The sequence below is a fragment of the Aggregicoccus sp. 17bor-14 genome, from assembly GCF_009659535.1.
Classification (GTDB): Bacteria; Myxococcota; Myxococcia; order Myxococcales; family Myxococcaceae; genus Aggregicoccus.
In genome coordinates this window covers 305,813-318,680 of record NZ_VJZZ01000006.1, presented here as the reverse complement: position 1 = coordinate 318,680, position 12,868 = coordinate 305,813, and the positions used below count along the sequence as shown (strand labels likewise).

At 74.5% G+C, this 12,868-nt stretch carries 11 protein-coding genes; 3 read left to right on the top strand and 8 right to left on the bottom strand.

Annotated elements, in window-relative coordinates; all coding sequences use genetic code 11:
* Positions 1 to 11: 11 nt before the first annotated feature.
* Entirely contained in the window at positions 12 to 1,340 is a 1,329-nt protein-coding gene (locus FGE12_RS14055) for a hypothetical protein (protein WP_153866971.1), read from the bottom strand.
* Between the two features lie 171 nt (positions 1,341 to 1,511).
* The gene (locus tag FGE12_RS14050; protein ID WP_153866970.1) at positions 1,512 to 2,198 is read right to left on the bottom strand and encodes a DUF2293 domain-containing protein; all 687 of its coding nucleotides are present in this window, start codon (positions 2,196 to 2,198) and stop codon (positions 1,512 to 1,514) included.
* A gap of 175 nt (positions 2,199 to 2,373) precedes the next feature.
* Here FGE12_RS14050 and rnz point away from each other — a divergent pair, with 175 nt between their 5' ends.
* The gene (gene rnz, locus FGE12_RS14045; protein WP_153866969.1) at positions 2,374 to 3,297 is read left to right on the top strand and encodes a ribonuclease Z; all 924 of its coding nucleotides are present in this window, start codon (positions 2,374 to 2,376) and stop codon (positions 3,295 to 3,297) included.
* Here the strand turns inward: rnz and FGE12_RS14040 are convergent, their stop codons facing one another.
* From FGE12_RS14040 to FGE12_RS14030, 3 genes are all read right to left on the bottom strand, one after another.
* Positions 3,298 to 3,810, bottom strand: coding sequence for a hypothetical protein (locus tag FGE12_RS14040; RefSeq protein WP_153866968.1), 513 nt, complete (start codon positions 3,808 to 3,810; stop codon positions 3,298 to 3,300).
* A gap of 94 nt (positions 3,811 to 3,904) precedes the next feature.
* The gene (locus FGE12_RS14035) at positions 3,905 to 6,703 is read right to left on the bottom strand and encodes a hypothetical protein (RefSeq protein WP_153866967.1); all 2,799 of its coding nucleotides are present in this window, start codon (positions 6,701 to 6,703) and stop codon (positions 3,905 to 3,907) included.
* 87 nt (positions 6,704 to 6,790) lie between these two features.
* Positions 6,791 to 7,732 carry an alpha/beta fold hydrolase gene (locus FGE12_RS14030; protein ID WP_228530780.1) on the bottom strand — a complete coding sequence of 314 codons (942 nt, stop codon included), beginning with the start codon at positions 7,730 to 7,732 and terminating at the stop codon, positions 6,791 to 6,793.
* A gap of 149 nt (positions 7,733 to 7,881) precedes the next feature.
* On the opposite strand from FGE12_RS14030, the gene FGE12_RS14025 reads away from it, so the two are divergent.
* Both FGE12_RS14025 and FGE12_RS14020 read left to right on the top strand, forming a co-directional pair.
* The gene (locus tag FGE12_RS14025; RefSeq protein ID WP_153866965.1) at positions 7,882 to 8,646 is read left to right on the top strand and encodes a rhomboid family intramembrane serine protease; all 765 of its coding nucleotides are present in this window, start codon (positions 7,882 to 7,884) and stop codon (positions 8,644 to 8,646) included.
* 98 nt (positions 8,647 to 8,744) lie between these two features.
* Positions 8,745 to 9,152, top strand: coding sequence for a hypothetical protein (locus FGE12_RS14020; protein WP_153866964.1), 408 nt, complete (start codon positions 8,745 to 8,747; stop codon positions 9,150 to 9,152).
* Between the two features lie 107 nt (positions 9,153 to 9,259).
* On the opposite strand, the gene FGE12_RS14015 is transcribed toward FGE12_RS14020, so the two are convergent.
* From FGE12_RS14015 to FGE12_RS14005, 3 genes are read right to left on the bottom strand one after another with little or no spacing between them, the layout of a single operon-like run.
* A complete protein-coding gene (locus tag FGE12_RS14015) occupies positions 9,260 to 11,101 on the bottom strand; it encodes an aspartyl protease family protein (protein WP_153866963.1) in 1,842 nt (613 codons plus the stop codon).
* Positions 11,098 to 11,931: a TrmB family transcriptional regulator gene (locus FGE12_RS14010; protein WP_153866962.1), complete on the bottom strand. Its 834-nt coding sequence runs from the start codon at positions 11,929 to 11,931 to the stop codon at positions 11,098 to 11,100. The genes FGE12_RS14015 and FGE12_RS14010 overlap by 4 nt, the downstream gene beginning before the upstream one ends.
* 58 nt (positions 11,932 to 11,989) lie before the next feature.
* Positions 11,990 to 12,862 carry a MaoC family dehydratase gene (locus FGE12_RS14005; RefSeq protein WP_153866961.1) on the bottom strand — a complete coding sequence of 291 codons (873 nt, stop codon included), beginning with the start codon at positions 12,860 to 12,862 and terminating at the stop codon, positions 11,990 to 11,992.
* Positions 12,863 to 12,868: the final 6 nt, after the last annotated feature.

Genomic DNA, 12,868 nt, shown 5'->3' with positions numbered 1-12,868 from the left:
ACCGCCCCCGCTCAGTGCTTCGAGAAGCGCACCAGGCTCAGGGGCGTGCGGCCCTGCTTCAGCGCCGGCGTACGGCGCGCGGGGCCTGCCTCGCGGGCGGGCAGCGCACGGCCCTGGGCGCGCGTCGTGAGCAGCGCCTCGAGCTGGCCGCGCGCAGCCTCGAGGAGCGCACCGCGCACCTGGGCGCGCGCCCCACCGTCCGCGAGCATCATCGCCAGCTCGTCCATCGCGAGCGCGAGCAGCGCGTCGCGCTTGGGCTCGGCGAGCTGCGTCCAGGGGCCCCAGGGGTCCACCGGGCGAGGCTTCCCACCGACGACCGCCCACCCGCCCCCGTCCACCGTGACGCCGCCGAGCAGCGTGGCCACCAGCTCTGGCAGCGTGAAGGTTCCCTCGTAGAGGCTCTCGCGCGGCGTGAGCAGGTAGCCCACCTGTCGACCCTCGAAGGTGCCTCTTCCGACGATCTGCCCGTGGTCGTTGATGTCCGCCGCGCTCTCCAGGTGCCAGCCGGGTGCGGACACGCGGGTGTTCAGGTCGGTGCTCACGCCATCGCGGTACAGGAATGCACTCTGGGGACCGTTGTAGCTCTGCTCCGTCCAGCAGGTGCCCACCACATCGCCGGCCGCGTTGATGCCGTCGGCGTGGCCGCCCAGGAAGCCCGGCGGCACCGGAAGCTCGACGAAGGCGGGCGACGGCTCGCGCGCCGCGCACAGGCCGGGCATGAAGTTCTGCGGGAAGGGCCTGCCGAGCGAGCCACACACCTGCCCCGCCTCGTTCAGGTCCGCGACGAAGGAGGCCGCGCCCAGGTCCTTCACGCCGCCCGCGCCGTGGAGGAAGGCGTGCCCGTTCTCGCAGAGGCCGGCCACCTCGCCCTGGGCGTTGATGGCCTGGGCGCCGCAGCTGCTCGCGCCAGGCAGCGGGTCGATCCAGGCGCTCACCACCCCGCTCGCGCTGTCGAAGACGAAGGCGCGAGGCTCGTTCCAGCTCCAGCCACAGATGAGGCCGGCGTCGTTGATGCCGGTGGCGATGGAGCCCGGCCCCAGCGGCAAGTCGCTCATCGTCCCCTTGTGGAAGCGGATCGCCACCTGCGTGGGACTGTTGTCGTGCCCGCGCAGGCCCACCCCCACCTGGCTCGCGTTCACGCGGAACAGCAGGCTCTCGCTCGCGTGCGGCAGCGCCTCGCCCACGCTGCCCACGTTCCAGGCGAGCCCGCGCAGCTCGATGGCCCCACTGGGCTGGTTCTCGTAGCCCGCGCCGGCGGTGTTGCCCTTCGCGTTGAGCCCGAACGCGTCCGTGACGTCGAAGGCCGTCGTGGAGCCCGAGAGGATCCGTACGTCGTACATGGCAGCGCTCCCTGTTCGCGCGGCTGCACCGACGCCGCGCGTGCCGCACTAGGCGGACGCCAGCGCACGGGGCGCAAGAGGATTGGGCCGGCTGGGACCGCGGTACAGCAGGGCGCGGGCGCGCAGGTTGCGCTGCGCGCCTGGAGGCTGCCCTGGGGTCTCATGCCCTGCTCAGGACGAGGGAGGCCTCGCGAGCGCCGTGCACAGCGGGCAGGCCTGCGGGGCGTGGGGCGCATCGCGCCGGTGCAGGTCCAGCACGGCGCGGCTGACCTCGGCGAGCTCGCGGCGCACCTCGCGCCGGGCGCCCTTCACCCGGGCAATCTTCAGCGAGTCGTAGGCGGTGGTCTGGTGGCGCATCCACGCGATGACGGCCGCCTCCGCGCGCCGCTCCACCGGGATGCGCTCGGTGCGCGCCACGGTGCCGCTGCCCACCGGCGTCGCGTGCGCGGCCACGAGCACCGCGAGCCGCTTCGCGTGCGCCATCCACGCCGGGCTGAAGGCGAGGAAGCGCAGGCAGGCGTTGGCGAACTCCACCTCGTACTCCGCCTGCTCCTTCTCGCGGCGCGCCGAGTCCTGGGCGCGGCGCTTCGCATAGGCAGGCGTGGCGCGCTCGGCCTCCAGCGCGGCGCGGGCGGCGAGGATGTTGCCCTCGGGGGCCCAGACGCCGCGGCTGAAGAGCTTGCGGCCCACCTTCTCCTGCACCGTCCAGGAGGGCCCCGCGGCCTTCACCCGGCGGGTGAGGCCCGCATCCCCGGGCGGCAGCATCGCCCAGCCGGCGGGAGGGGTGAGCAGCTTGCCGTCCGGCGCGCGGAAGGTGCGCGGGTCCGACGTGGGGGCCAGGGTGAGCGAGTCGGGCATGAGGGCGGCACGGCCGGTAGGGAACAAACCCGCGGCGGGCGCGGGTAAGTACCGCAGCCCGGAGCCCGCGGGAAAGCCCGCGCGGCGGCAAAGCTGATAAAGGGCGCGGGGCGTGCGCGGCTCCCTTCACCCCCGGTGCGCGCGAGCGGAGGCCAGGCGAACCGTGGGCAGCGGCATGTCACTTCTGAGGCTCACCTTCCTCGGCACCTCCGCCGCGCAGCCCACGCTGCACCGCAACCTCAGCGGGCTGATGGTGAAGGCGGACGCGGACCTGCTGCTCTTCGACTGCGGCGAGGGCAGCCAGCGGCAGATGGTGCGCTACGGCACCGGCTTCAGCGTGGACGCGGTCTTCTTCACCCACTTCCACGCGGACCACTACCTCGGCATCATCGGCTTCCTGCGCACGCTGGGCATGCAGGGGCGCGCGGTGCCGCTCACGCTCTACGGGCCGCCCCCTGCGCGCAGGCTCCTGCACCAGGCGGTGCACCTGGGCGTGGAGCAGCTCGCCTTCCCGGTGGAGTTCGTGGAGCTCAAGGACGGGGACGAGGTGGCGCGCGGCGGCTACCGCGTGCAGGCGGTGCAGGTGGACCACCGCATCAACGCGCTCGGCTACCTGCTCAAGGAGGACCCGCGCCCCGGCAAGTTCAACCTCGAGCGGGCGCGCGCGCTCGGCGTGCCCAGCGGCCCGGACTACGGGAAGCTGCAGCGCGGCGAGAGCGTGGTGCTGCCGGGCGGCGCCACGGTGCGCCCCGAGGACGTGCTGGGCGGCGCGCGCGCCGGGCGCAGGCTGGTCATCAGCGGGGACACGCGCCCCTGCAGCGCGCTCGTGCAGGCGGCCGCGGGCGCGGACCTGCTGGTGCACGAGAGCACCTTCAGCGACGACGAGCAGGCGCGCGCGGTGGAGACGCGCCACTCGACGGCGCGCGAGGCGGGGCGGGTGGCGCGCGAGGCGGGCGCAAAGCGCCTCGTCCTCACCCACCTCTCCAGCCGCCACGACACCGACCCCACGCGCCTCCTCGCGCAGGCGCGCGAGGAGTTCAAGGGGCCGGTGGAGGTAGCCTACGACGGGCTCAGCGTGGAGCTGCCGCTCAACGACTAGCTACATCTTGCCGGCCTGCGCCTGCAGCTGCTCGGCCGTCTGCGGGTCCGCGCGCTGCAGCAGCAGCCACTCCATCTCCAGGTCGCGGCTCGTGCTCGCGCTCATCAGGCCGGCCTCGTTGCGGTCGCCGCCGGTGGCCAGCTCGTTCTGGCCCGCGGCCTTCGCCACGCGGTTCTGCTTCTCGAACACCACGGTGGAGCTGGTGGGGCTCACCGGCATCACCTGCACCTGGTAGGCGCTCCACGCGGTGGCGATGTTCGAGCCGCCGCCGTCCTGCTTCCACTCGGTCACGGCGATGAAGTGCGGCGCGTCCTCGCGCAGCGAGTAGCCCTTGCTCTTCAGCAGCGCCGTGGCCTGCTGGTAGAGCTGCGGCGCGGGCAGCCCGTAGACGTGCTCACCGGCGCGCTCGCGCACGTAGGTGTCGCGCTTGTTCGCGGCGCAGCCCGCAGCGAGCGCGAGCACGCTGGCGACCACGAGCAGGCGGGACAGGGAAGAGCGGGTCGAGGCGTTCATGGGGGACCTCCAGTGGGAGCTGCGAGGAACGGTGGAGAAAGCCTGAATTGAACCCCATCTTCGTGGCAAGGGCCACCCCGCTCGCTCGCTTCCCTCAGGGCGGGGGGCGCGCGGGCGCGGCCGCCGTCTCGAGCTCCGGGGCGGCAGGGGCCGCCGGGCTGAGCCGGCCCACGTAGTACAGGCCGTCGAAGCCCTCGGCCGAGCGCTTCGCCCCCAGCTGCACGAAGGGCCGGTGGCCGAGGAAGTGGCGCTCCACGGCGGGGCCGCTCATGAACTCGCGGCGCATGTCGATGGGGGCCGTCTCGCGGAACACGCCGCACTGCACCTTGCCTCCCGGCTCCAGCTTGCAGCTGTTGGCGGCGCCCCCGCCGTGGTCCACGTCCAGCGCCACGAGCCCCGGCTCGCGCTGGCGCAGCAGGTAGCCCAGCGGGAGGAAGGCCGGGTCCCAGGACGTGCCCTTCGCGGTGCGCGCGTGCACGTTGCCCGTGAGCACCACCGCGAGCCGCCCCGGAGAGCGCGTGCGCTCGGCGAGCAGCGCCTGGGCCATGAGCGCGTCGTGCGCGCTGCCCTGGGCGAAGGTGTCGAAGGCGAGCACCTCGATGGGCAGCCCCGCGTGGCGCTCGGCCCGCGCGCGCTCGAGCAGCTGCAGCATGGCGACCGAGCTGCGCCCGTCCTGGAAGGTGCGGTGCCAGAAGTCGCCCTGCAGCAGCTGCGCGCGGGCGACCGGCCCTCCGTCGCTCGCGAGGAAGCGGTTGAGGCGGCGCTGCTCCTTGCGCGGCAGCTCCACGGCGAGCGTCACCGGCAGGCCGCGGCTCGCCGCAGCGCACACCAGCTGCCCCACCACCGTCGGAATCTCGTTGGAGCCCTGCACCTCGCCGAGCAGGAGCAGCCCGCGCGGGCGGAACAGCGCGTCCGCGCCGGCGATGGGCTCGCCGCAGTCCACCGCGGGCTTGCTCCCCGCGGGCGCCGGGCTCGCGGGCAGCGGGGCCTCCTCGCCATCCGCCACCTCCGAGCCGGGCGCGGGAGCGCCGGGGCTGCCCGGGGGAAGGGCCGCGAGGCCGGGCGCCGCGCCCGCGGCCGGGGGCACCGCCTCGGGCACGTTCGCGGCGGCGGCGGCCGGGGCGCTCGAGTGCGCGAGCGCCGGGGGCGCGCTCTCCGAGCCGCGCGGCAGCAGCGCCGGCAGGGCCGGGGTGAGGGCGCCCACGTGCAAGAGCCCGTCGAAGCCTGCCGCGCTCGGCGCGCCGAGCAGCTGCACGGAGGGCGCCTGGCCGGGCGGCGAGTAGCTCTCGTCGGTGGGGGCGGCGGCGTAGATGCGGCAGTCGGCCTCGCGGTGGGAGTTCACGCCGCAGGCCCAGCGCTGGCCGCGCGCGAAGGCGGTGTCCAGCGCGTGCACCTGCAGCCCCGCGGCGAGCAGGCGCGAGCCGAGCGGGCGCAGGGCGCGGTTCCAGCGCGCGCCGTCCTTCAGCCGCACGTGCTCGTTGCCGCCCAGCACCAGCAGCGTGGCCTCGGGGTGCTGGTGCGCGCGCGCGAGCAGCGCCTCGGCGCCCCGCTGCTCGCGCGGGTCGTCCTTCAGGTTGCGCGCGTCGTAGGCGAAGGCCTCGATGGGCAGGCCGCCCGCGCGCCAGCGCCGCACGCGCTCGATGAGCACCACGAGCGCGCGGCTGCTGCGCCCGTCGCGCGGCACCTGGCGCCAGAAGCTGCCCTGCAAGAGCACGTCCTGGTCCTCGCGCGTGCCCACGCTGCGCAGGTACGCCTCGAGCGCGGGCTGCTCCTCCTGCGGCAGGGGCAGCGCCAGCAGCACCGGGCGCTTCCGCTGCGCGAGCTGGCAGGCGAGGTTGCCCACCGCGGCGGGCACCTCGCGCGTGCCCAGCTGCTCACCCACCAGCACCGCGAGGCCCGCCTTCTCGAGCGGCTCGAGGCCGCGCACGGACTCGCCGCACAGCAGCGGCTTCGGGGCGCCCGGGCCGGCAAAGGGCATCCCGCCCTGCTCCTGCTCCCAGCCCATCGTGAGGGGCGGGGCGCGCGGCGGGGAGGGCGGCAGGGCCGGGTCCACGCCGCCGCCGGTGAACTCGAGCGAGGGGAACTGCTCGAGGCGCTGCACCAGCTCGCGCTCGAGCCCGAGGTCGCGCACGCCCAGCTCGTTGCTGCCGCGCATGTCGTCCTGGCCCGGCATGCGGTGCTGGTTCACGAAGCGCGGGTCCGCGGGCATGCTGCGCTCGAGCCGCCCGAGGCCGCCCTGGCCCACGCGCGCCTCCTCGCCCACGCGCTGGTCCGCCATGTTCTTCGCGTGGTTGCGGCCGTTGTCGTCCGGGGTGCTGGTGTGGTGGCGCGCGGCCTCCGCCGCCTGGTCGAACTCCGCCCACTGGTTGGTGATGGAGGCGGCGTGGCCCGTCACGCCCTGCGCGCCCTCGCCCACCACGTCCGTGGGGGTGTCCTTGCCGGTGAAGGCCTCCTCGCGGTCGATGCGGAAGATGCGCACCACCGAGTGCTCGGGCCCCAGCGCGATGCCCTGCACGTAGTAGCGGCGCAGGCGGTTGAAGCCCGAGGCGGCCGTGCTCGCGCGCGGCTGCTGCGCGTGGCCCAGCACGCGCCAGCGCGTGATGAGCTCGGCGCCGGGCAGCGGCTGCCCCTTCCCGTCCTTCGCCTGGGCCGCGAGCGCGGCGCCCTCGAAGGGCTCCACGTCCTGGTCGTGCGACTCGAGCAGCGCGCGCGCCGCGGCGAGCGCCTCGGGCAGCGGGTACGTGTACACGTGCTCGGTCTTGGGCTGCGGGTCCGCCCCCGGGTACAGGGGCGGCTCGTGCGGGGCGGCCGGCGCCGCGAGCGCAAGCAGGAGCAGCGCGCTGAGGACCCACCGCGACGGCGGTGCTCCAGGGACGACGGGGCGGCGGAGCATGGGACGGGTGCCTCCTGGTGGATGCACTGCGCTGGCACCCTGTACAACGCGCAGGCAGGCGCGCGGATATCGCCCTCGGCCCGGAGTTCAGAGGGAGGGCGGGCCGGCCTCGGAGCCCTCGGCGCCGGCGTCGTTCGCCGCGGCGGCCTCGAGGGCGTCCGTCGCCGGGGCGCGCGCGGTGGCCGCCCGGAGGTGCTCCTGCAGCAGCGCCGCCACCGCCTCGGGCGCCTCCAGCGGGGCGAAGTGGCCCACGTCCGGCAGGTAGCGCACGTCGAAGGGGCCGCGGAAGAGGGGCGCGAGGCCGCGGGTGAGGTGGCGGCCGAGCGCCACGTCGCGCTCGGCCCAGACGAGGCGGAAGGGCGCGCGGATGGGCGGGGGCGCGCCGGTGTCCTTGCGCAGCACGGCGCGCCGCACCGCGCAGCGGTAGTAGGCGAGCGCGGCGTGCGCGGCCGCGGGGCGGGCGAAGTTCTGCGCGTAGGGAGCGAGGCGCTCGAGCGGCACGCGCTCCGGGTGGACCATCGCGGCGCGGATGGCGCGCGGCACGAGCCAGCCGCCGTGCGCGCTCAGCAGGCGCTCGGGCAGCCAGGGGAGCTGGAAGAGGCCCATGTAGCTGCTGCGCAGGAGCTGGTCCGGCCGCCACACGCGCCGCGCCATCACGGCGGGGTGCGGCGCGTTCACCACCGCGAGCCGCGCGAGCCGCTCCGGGTGGTGCATGCCCAGCTGGTAGGCGATGGCCCCGCCCCAGTCGTGCCCCACCACGCTCACCCGCTCGCCGGGGCGCAGGAGCGCGGCGAGCTGCAGGGCATCGTCCGCGAGCGTGTCCAGGTCGTAGCCGTCCGCGGGGATGTCCGTCCCGCCGTAGCCGCGCAGGTCCGGCGCCACGCAGCGCAGGCCCGCGTCGGCGAGCCGGCGCATCACCTCGCGCCAGCTCTCCGCGAGCTCGGGAAAGCCGTGCAGCAGCAGCACGAGGGGGCCGCGCGCGGGGCCCGCCTCCAGCACGTGCACGCGCAGGGAGGGGAGCTGGAGCATCCGCGAGGTGACGAGCGAGGGCGCCATCCCGCGAGGGTAGGTGCGAGGCCGCGCGGCTGACGGAGCGGGCCGAGCCGTCGCACGCTGTACAGGCGGGCGTCATCGCCATTGGGGGCGGCCCGCCCCGTGCGCATCATCGGGGGAGCCCCATGATTCCCATCAGCGACGACAACCCCACGCTGCGCACCCCCGTGGTGACCTACCTGCTGCTGGCGCTCAACGTCGGCGTCTGGCTGCTCATCCAGGGGGCAGGCTTCGACGACAACGTGCTCGCCGCCACGGTGTGCAACCTCGGCATGGTGCCCGGCGAGCTGACGCGCCAGGCGCAGGTGGGGCTCGCGGTGCCGCTGGGCCCGGGGCTCGCGTGCGTGGTGGACCGGGAGTCCATCAACACCCTCACGCCGCTCACCTCGATGTTCCTGCACGGCAGCTGGATGCACCTGCTGGGCAACTGCCTCTTCCTCTGGGTCTTCGGCAACAACGTCGAGGACAGCATGGGGCGCGTGCGCTTCTTCGTCTTCTACATCGTGTGCGGGCTCGCGGCCGCGTTCACCCACGTGATGATGGACCCGGGCAGCCCCGTGCCCACGGTGGGCGCCTCGGGCGCCATCTCCGGCGTGATGGGGGCCTACCTGCTGCTCTACCCGCGCGTGCGGGTGCGCATGTTCTTCCCGCCCTTCTTCTTCATCCCCCTGCCCGCCTGGCTCGTGCTCATCTGGTGGTTCGGCGTGCAGCTGCTCTCGGGGCTGCCGCGGCTCAACAGCCTGGACCCCGAGGCGAGCAGCGGCGTGGCCTTCTGGGCCCACGTGGGCGGCTTCGTCGCGGGCGCCGTGCTCGTGCGCTTCTTCGAGGACCGGCGCTACGTGCGCGAGCGCACCGTGGGTCGGCACCGACTCCACCCCGACAACCCCTGAGCGAGCACCCACACCGGCACCGCCGGGCGCACCGCGCGCCCACCGCCCCTCGGGCGCTAGGCTCCCGTGCGCAAACTTCCCCATTGCACGGAGAGACGATGCTGACTGCGGACCACCAGGCCGGCCGACTGGTCGAGGCGCGCGGCGAGGGCCTCATCACCTACCCCGAGTTCGTGGCCTTTCGCTCCAGCTTCATGGAGAAGCTCGCGCGCGCGGGCGTCCGCGGGCCGGTGATCGCCGTGGGAGACCTGCGCAAGGTGGAGCGGATCACCGACGATGCGCAGCCCGCGGTGCTCGGGCTGCTGCGCAGCGACAACGCGCGCGTCGAGCGCAGCGCCCACCTGCTCACCGCGCGCACCCCCTTCGCGCAGCTGTACGCGGACCTCATCGAGAAGACGCACAACGCCTCGCGGCGTGCCTTCACCGATCCCTGGGCGCTCATCGACTACCTCGCGCCCGTGCTCACGCCCGCCGAGATGCAGCGGCTCGAGGCCATGCTGCGCTGACGGCGTGCTCCCTCTTCTCCTGGGCGCGGGCGCAGCTCAGGGTTGCACGGCTGCTGGGGTAGCAATCCCTCACCCCGGCCCTCTCCCAGAGGGAGAGGGAGCATTGCTCAGTAGTAGTCCTGCAGCGTCAGGGAGCGGGTGGTGCCGTCCGCGAGCGTGAGGCTCACCTGCTTCCCCGCGGGGGCGTAGCGCCACTTGGCGAGCGGCGTGCCGCTGTAGCCCTGCGCCACGCGCTGGCCGTCGATCGCCACCACCCGCTCGCCCTTCTTCCAGCCCGCCGCGGCCGCGGGGCTCCCGGGCGACACCAGCAGCACCTCCAGGTACTCGCCGTGCGGCAGCAGCGCGAGCCCCGCGCGGTCCTTGTCGAAGGGGCGCGCCACCGCGCGCGCGTCCGGCACCAGCAGCATCGTGTCGCGCGCGTAGTCGGTGATCATCCGGAAGCGCCCCAGCACCTGCAGCCCGAGGTTGCCCAGGTTGCGCGAGGAGCTGGACACCGACTGGTCCTCGCCGTCGAACACCGTGGGCACGTCGTGGAAGGTGACGCCCGCGAGCCTCACCGTGCCGAGCACCGCCACGTCGCGCTCCTGCAGCCCACCCACGGCGCCCGAGAGCGTGCGCGAGTGGCGCCGCCCCTCGAGCAGGCCCGCGCGCTTCCAGTACGCCGCGTAGAGCGAGAGCGCGCCGCCGTTGCCCACGTCGAAGAGCACCGGCACCGGGGGCCGCCCCTCCACCGAGATCTGCACCTCGCGCATCCCGCCCGTGGACTCCTTCAGCGGCACCTTCACCGCGCCCGCAGGCGCCTGGAAGCCGCGGGGCTCGTGGAAGGCGATGCGCCGGTTGGGGAAGTCCACGTCCACCACGAGCTGGTTGAAGGCCTCCTTGCCCAGCACCACCGGCAGCGGGTGGCCGATCTCCTTCGCCACCTGCGCCAGGTCGATGATCGCCACCGTGAGCCCCTTCAGCTGCAGGTCCCCGAGCAGGATGTCCACGCCCGCCGCCAGCTGCGCGCGGTCCTGCCCGCCGCTGCCCACCGCCGGCAGCGTGCCCTGCGCCGCGAGCCCCAGCTCGCGCGCGTAGCCCGCGTCCACCACCGTCATCTCCGCGCCGCTGTCCAGGAGCACCTGCGTGTCGCGCCCGTTCACCTTCGCCGGGATGTAGACGCGGTTCTCGTTGAAGAACTCGAAGGGCAGGAAGCCCGTGCTGTGGCGCCCCTCGGCAAAGCGCACCTTGCGCTCCGCCTCCTTCGGGCGCTCGAAGAGCCCCGCGGGCGGCTGCGCGTTCAGCTCCACCTGCTCCAGCACCGTGCGGGTGTTGCCGTCCGGGTGCTCGTCGAACACCTCCTCGAGGAAGGCCATGCGCACGCCCTCCACCTCGCGCCAGTCGCCCAGCCGCACAAAGCGCGTGCGCTGGTCCTCGCGGATGCGCACGCCGTGCAGCGCGCCGCTGCCCGCGTCGAGGAAGAGGTCGTAGCGGTCCTCGTCCCCGGGGCCGGAGAAGGTGATGCGCACCACCTTCCAGCTGCGCCCGTCACGCGGCTCGTCCGGCAGCAACTGCGCCCGGGCTCCGCCGTGCCCGCGCAGCGCCTCGCCGAACTCGAGCGCGAGCTGGTGGCGCGCATCGCGCATGTCCGTGGCCGCCACGTCCTCCAGCTGGCCGCTCGCGTTCACGCTCCAGCCTGACTTCGGCGTGAAGGCGCGCGAGCCGCGCAGAACGCCCAAGTCCGTGTCCTCGCGCAGCCGCCCGTCGCGCAGGCTCCACGTCTCCAGCTTCCCGCTCAGCCCGCCCAGCGAGAGCTGCCCCTGGCGGTGCACGCTCTTCAGCCGCGCGTAGGCGGGCCCTCCCCGCCAGGCGAGGTGGCGCGCGAGCAGCTCCGCGGCCGGGTCCGCGGCATGGGCCGCACCGGGGAGGGCGACGAAGAGCAGCAGCAGGACGAGGGCAAGGCGCTTCATCGGGACGCTCCTGACTTGGACCTGGACTTGGGAAGCCCGACGAGCTCGCGCAGCCCCGGCGGGCGGCCGGTGAGGACGGAGAAGGTCTTCGCGAGCCTCGCGCGCTCGGCCGGGGGCGCGTGCACCTGCAGCTCGGCGGAGAGCCCGCTGTGCTGCAGGCACGAGAGGTACACGCTGTCGCTCCACATCGCGTGGCGCACCTGCGCGCCGTCCTCGGCGAGCAGCGCCACGAGGAGCTCGCGCGCGTCCACCACCAGCGTCAGCTGCGCGCCCGGCCAGCGCTCGCGGATGAAGGCCGCGTCCGGGCTGCACACCTGGATGAAGGGCGCGGCGGGCACCTCGGCATAGACGCGTCCCGCGATGGCCACGCGCCGCCCGCTCGTTTCCACCAGCGCGGGGGCCAGCACGTCGTAGGGCGCGGGGAAGAGGTCGAAGAGCACCACCTCCCTTGCGCGCGCGAGCATCGCCCGCGCCCGCTCGAAGACCTGCGCCGCCGTCTTCAGGTGGTAGATGCGGTCGTCCTGCGCCGGCGCGTGCAGCTTCTCGAGCGCCGCCGCGGCCGTGCGCTGGCGGGACTCGAAGCGGCTGCGCAGCGCCGCGAGCACCTCGTCCGGCGGGACCGGGCGGAAGGAGCGCGCCTCGCCCTCGTCCACCAGCACCGCGCCCCGCTGCTCGAGCGCGGCGAGCGCCTGGTAGATGGCCGGCGGCGCCTTGCCCAGCGCCTGCGCGAGCCGGTAGCCGGTAGCCGGTGCCCCGCGCAGCAGCTCGCAGTACACGCGCGCCTCGGACTCGGTGAAGCCCAGCGCGACGAGCTCTTCTTCCGCGGTCATGGAGCTTGTTATTACTGTAGGATAATAACAAGTCAAGACGATGAGAAAACAGCCCTTCTCAGGTGAGGCTTCCTTGCAGGTGCGGCTTGCCCTCCGAGGATGAGACGCGGAAGTGCACCGCAGCGCCCTCGCGACGCGTCTGGAAGGTCACCTCCGAGGGGAGCAGCAGCGGGCGGCGGAAGCCCACGTCCAGCGTCAGCGCGTCCGCCTGCGCCGCCTCGCCCAGCTCCGCCACGCAGCGCGCGAGCGTCCACATGCCGTGCGCGATGGCGCGCGGGAAGCCGAAGGGCCGCGCGGTGAGCGCCGTGAGGTGGATGGGGTTGTAGTCCCCCGAGGCGCGCCCGTAGCGGCGCCCCGTGTCCGCGGGCACCCGCCACGCCGCGGGACGGCTCTGGGCAAAGGCGTCCGCGCCGGCCTCCGGCGAGGGCTTGCGCTCGGTCTTGCCGCCGCCGCGCTGGAGAGACCTGCGCAGCATCGTGGTGAGCGCCTCCCAGGCGGGTGCGCCCTCGCACTCCACGCGCGTGCGCAGGTCCAGCTCCACGCCGGCCGCCACCTCGCGCCGGGCCTCGAAGTGCACCGAGACGCCGAGCGCTGCGCCCTCCGGGAGCCGGCGCTGCTGGCGGATGTGGTTGCGCACGTGGACGAGCCCCATCACCGGATAGGGGAAGTCCGGCCGCCCCATCAGCGCGAGGTGCAGGGGCGTGGCGAGCACCTGCGGATAGGTGATGGGCAGGAAGCCGTCCGCGTCGAAGCCGCACACCGCGCGGTAGCGCGCGAGCGCCGCGGCGTCCGGGCGCACGCCCTGCACCCGCAGCGTCGCCTGCGGAAGTCCCTCTCCTCGTGCGCGGCGGCGGGGGAGCGCGGTGCGCAGCAGCTGTGCGCCCATGGGTGGCAGCGCGGGGAGATCGACCGTGGTCTCGGGGGTGTTCATCTCGCG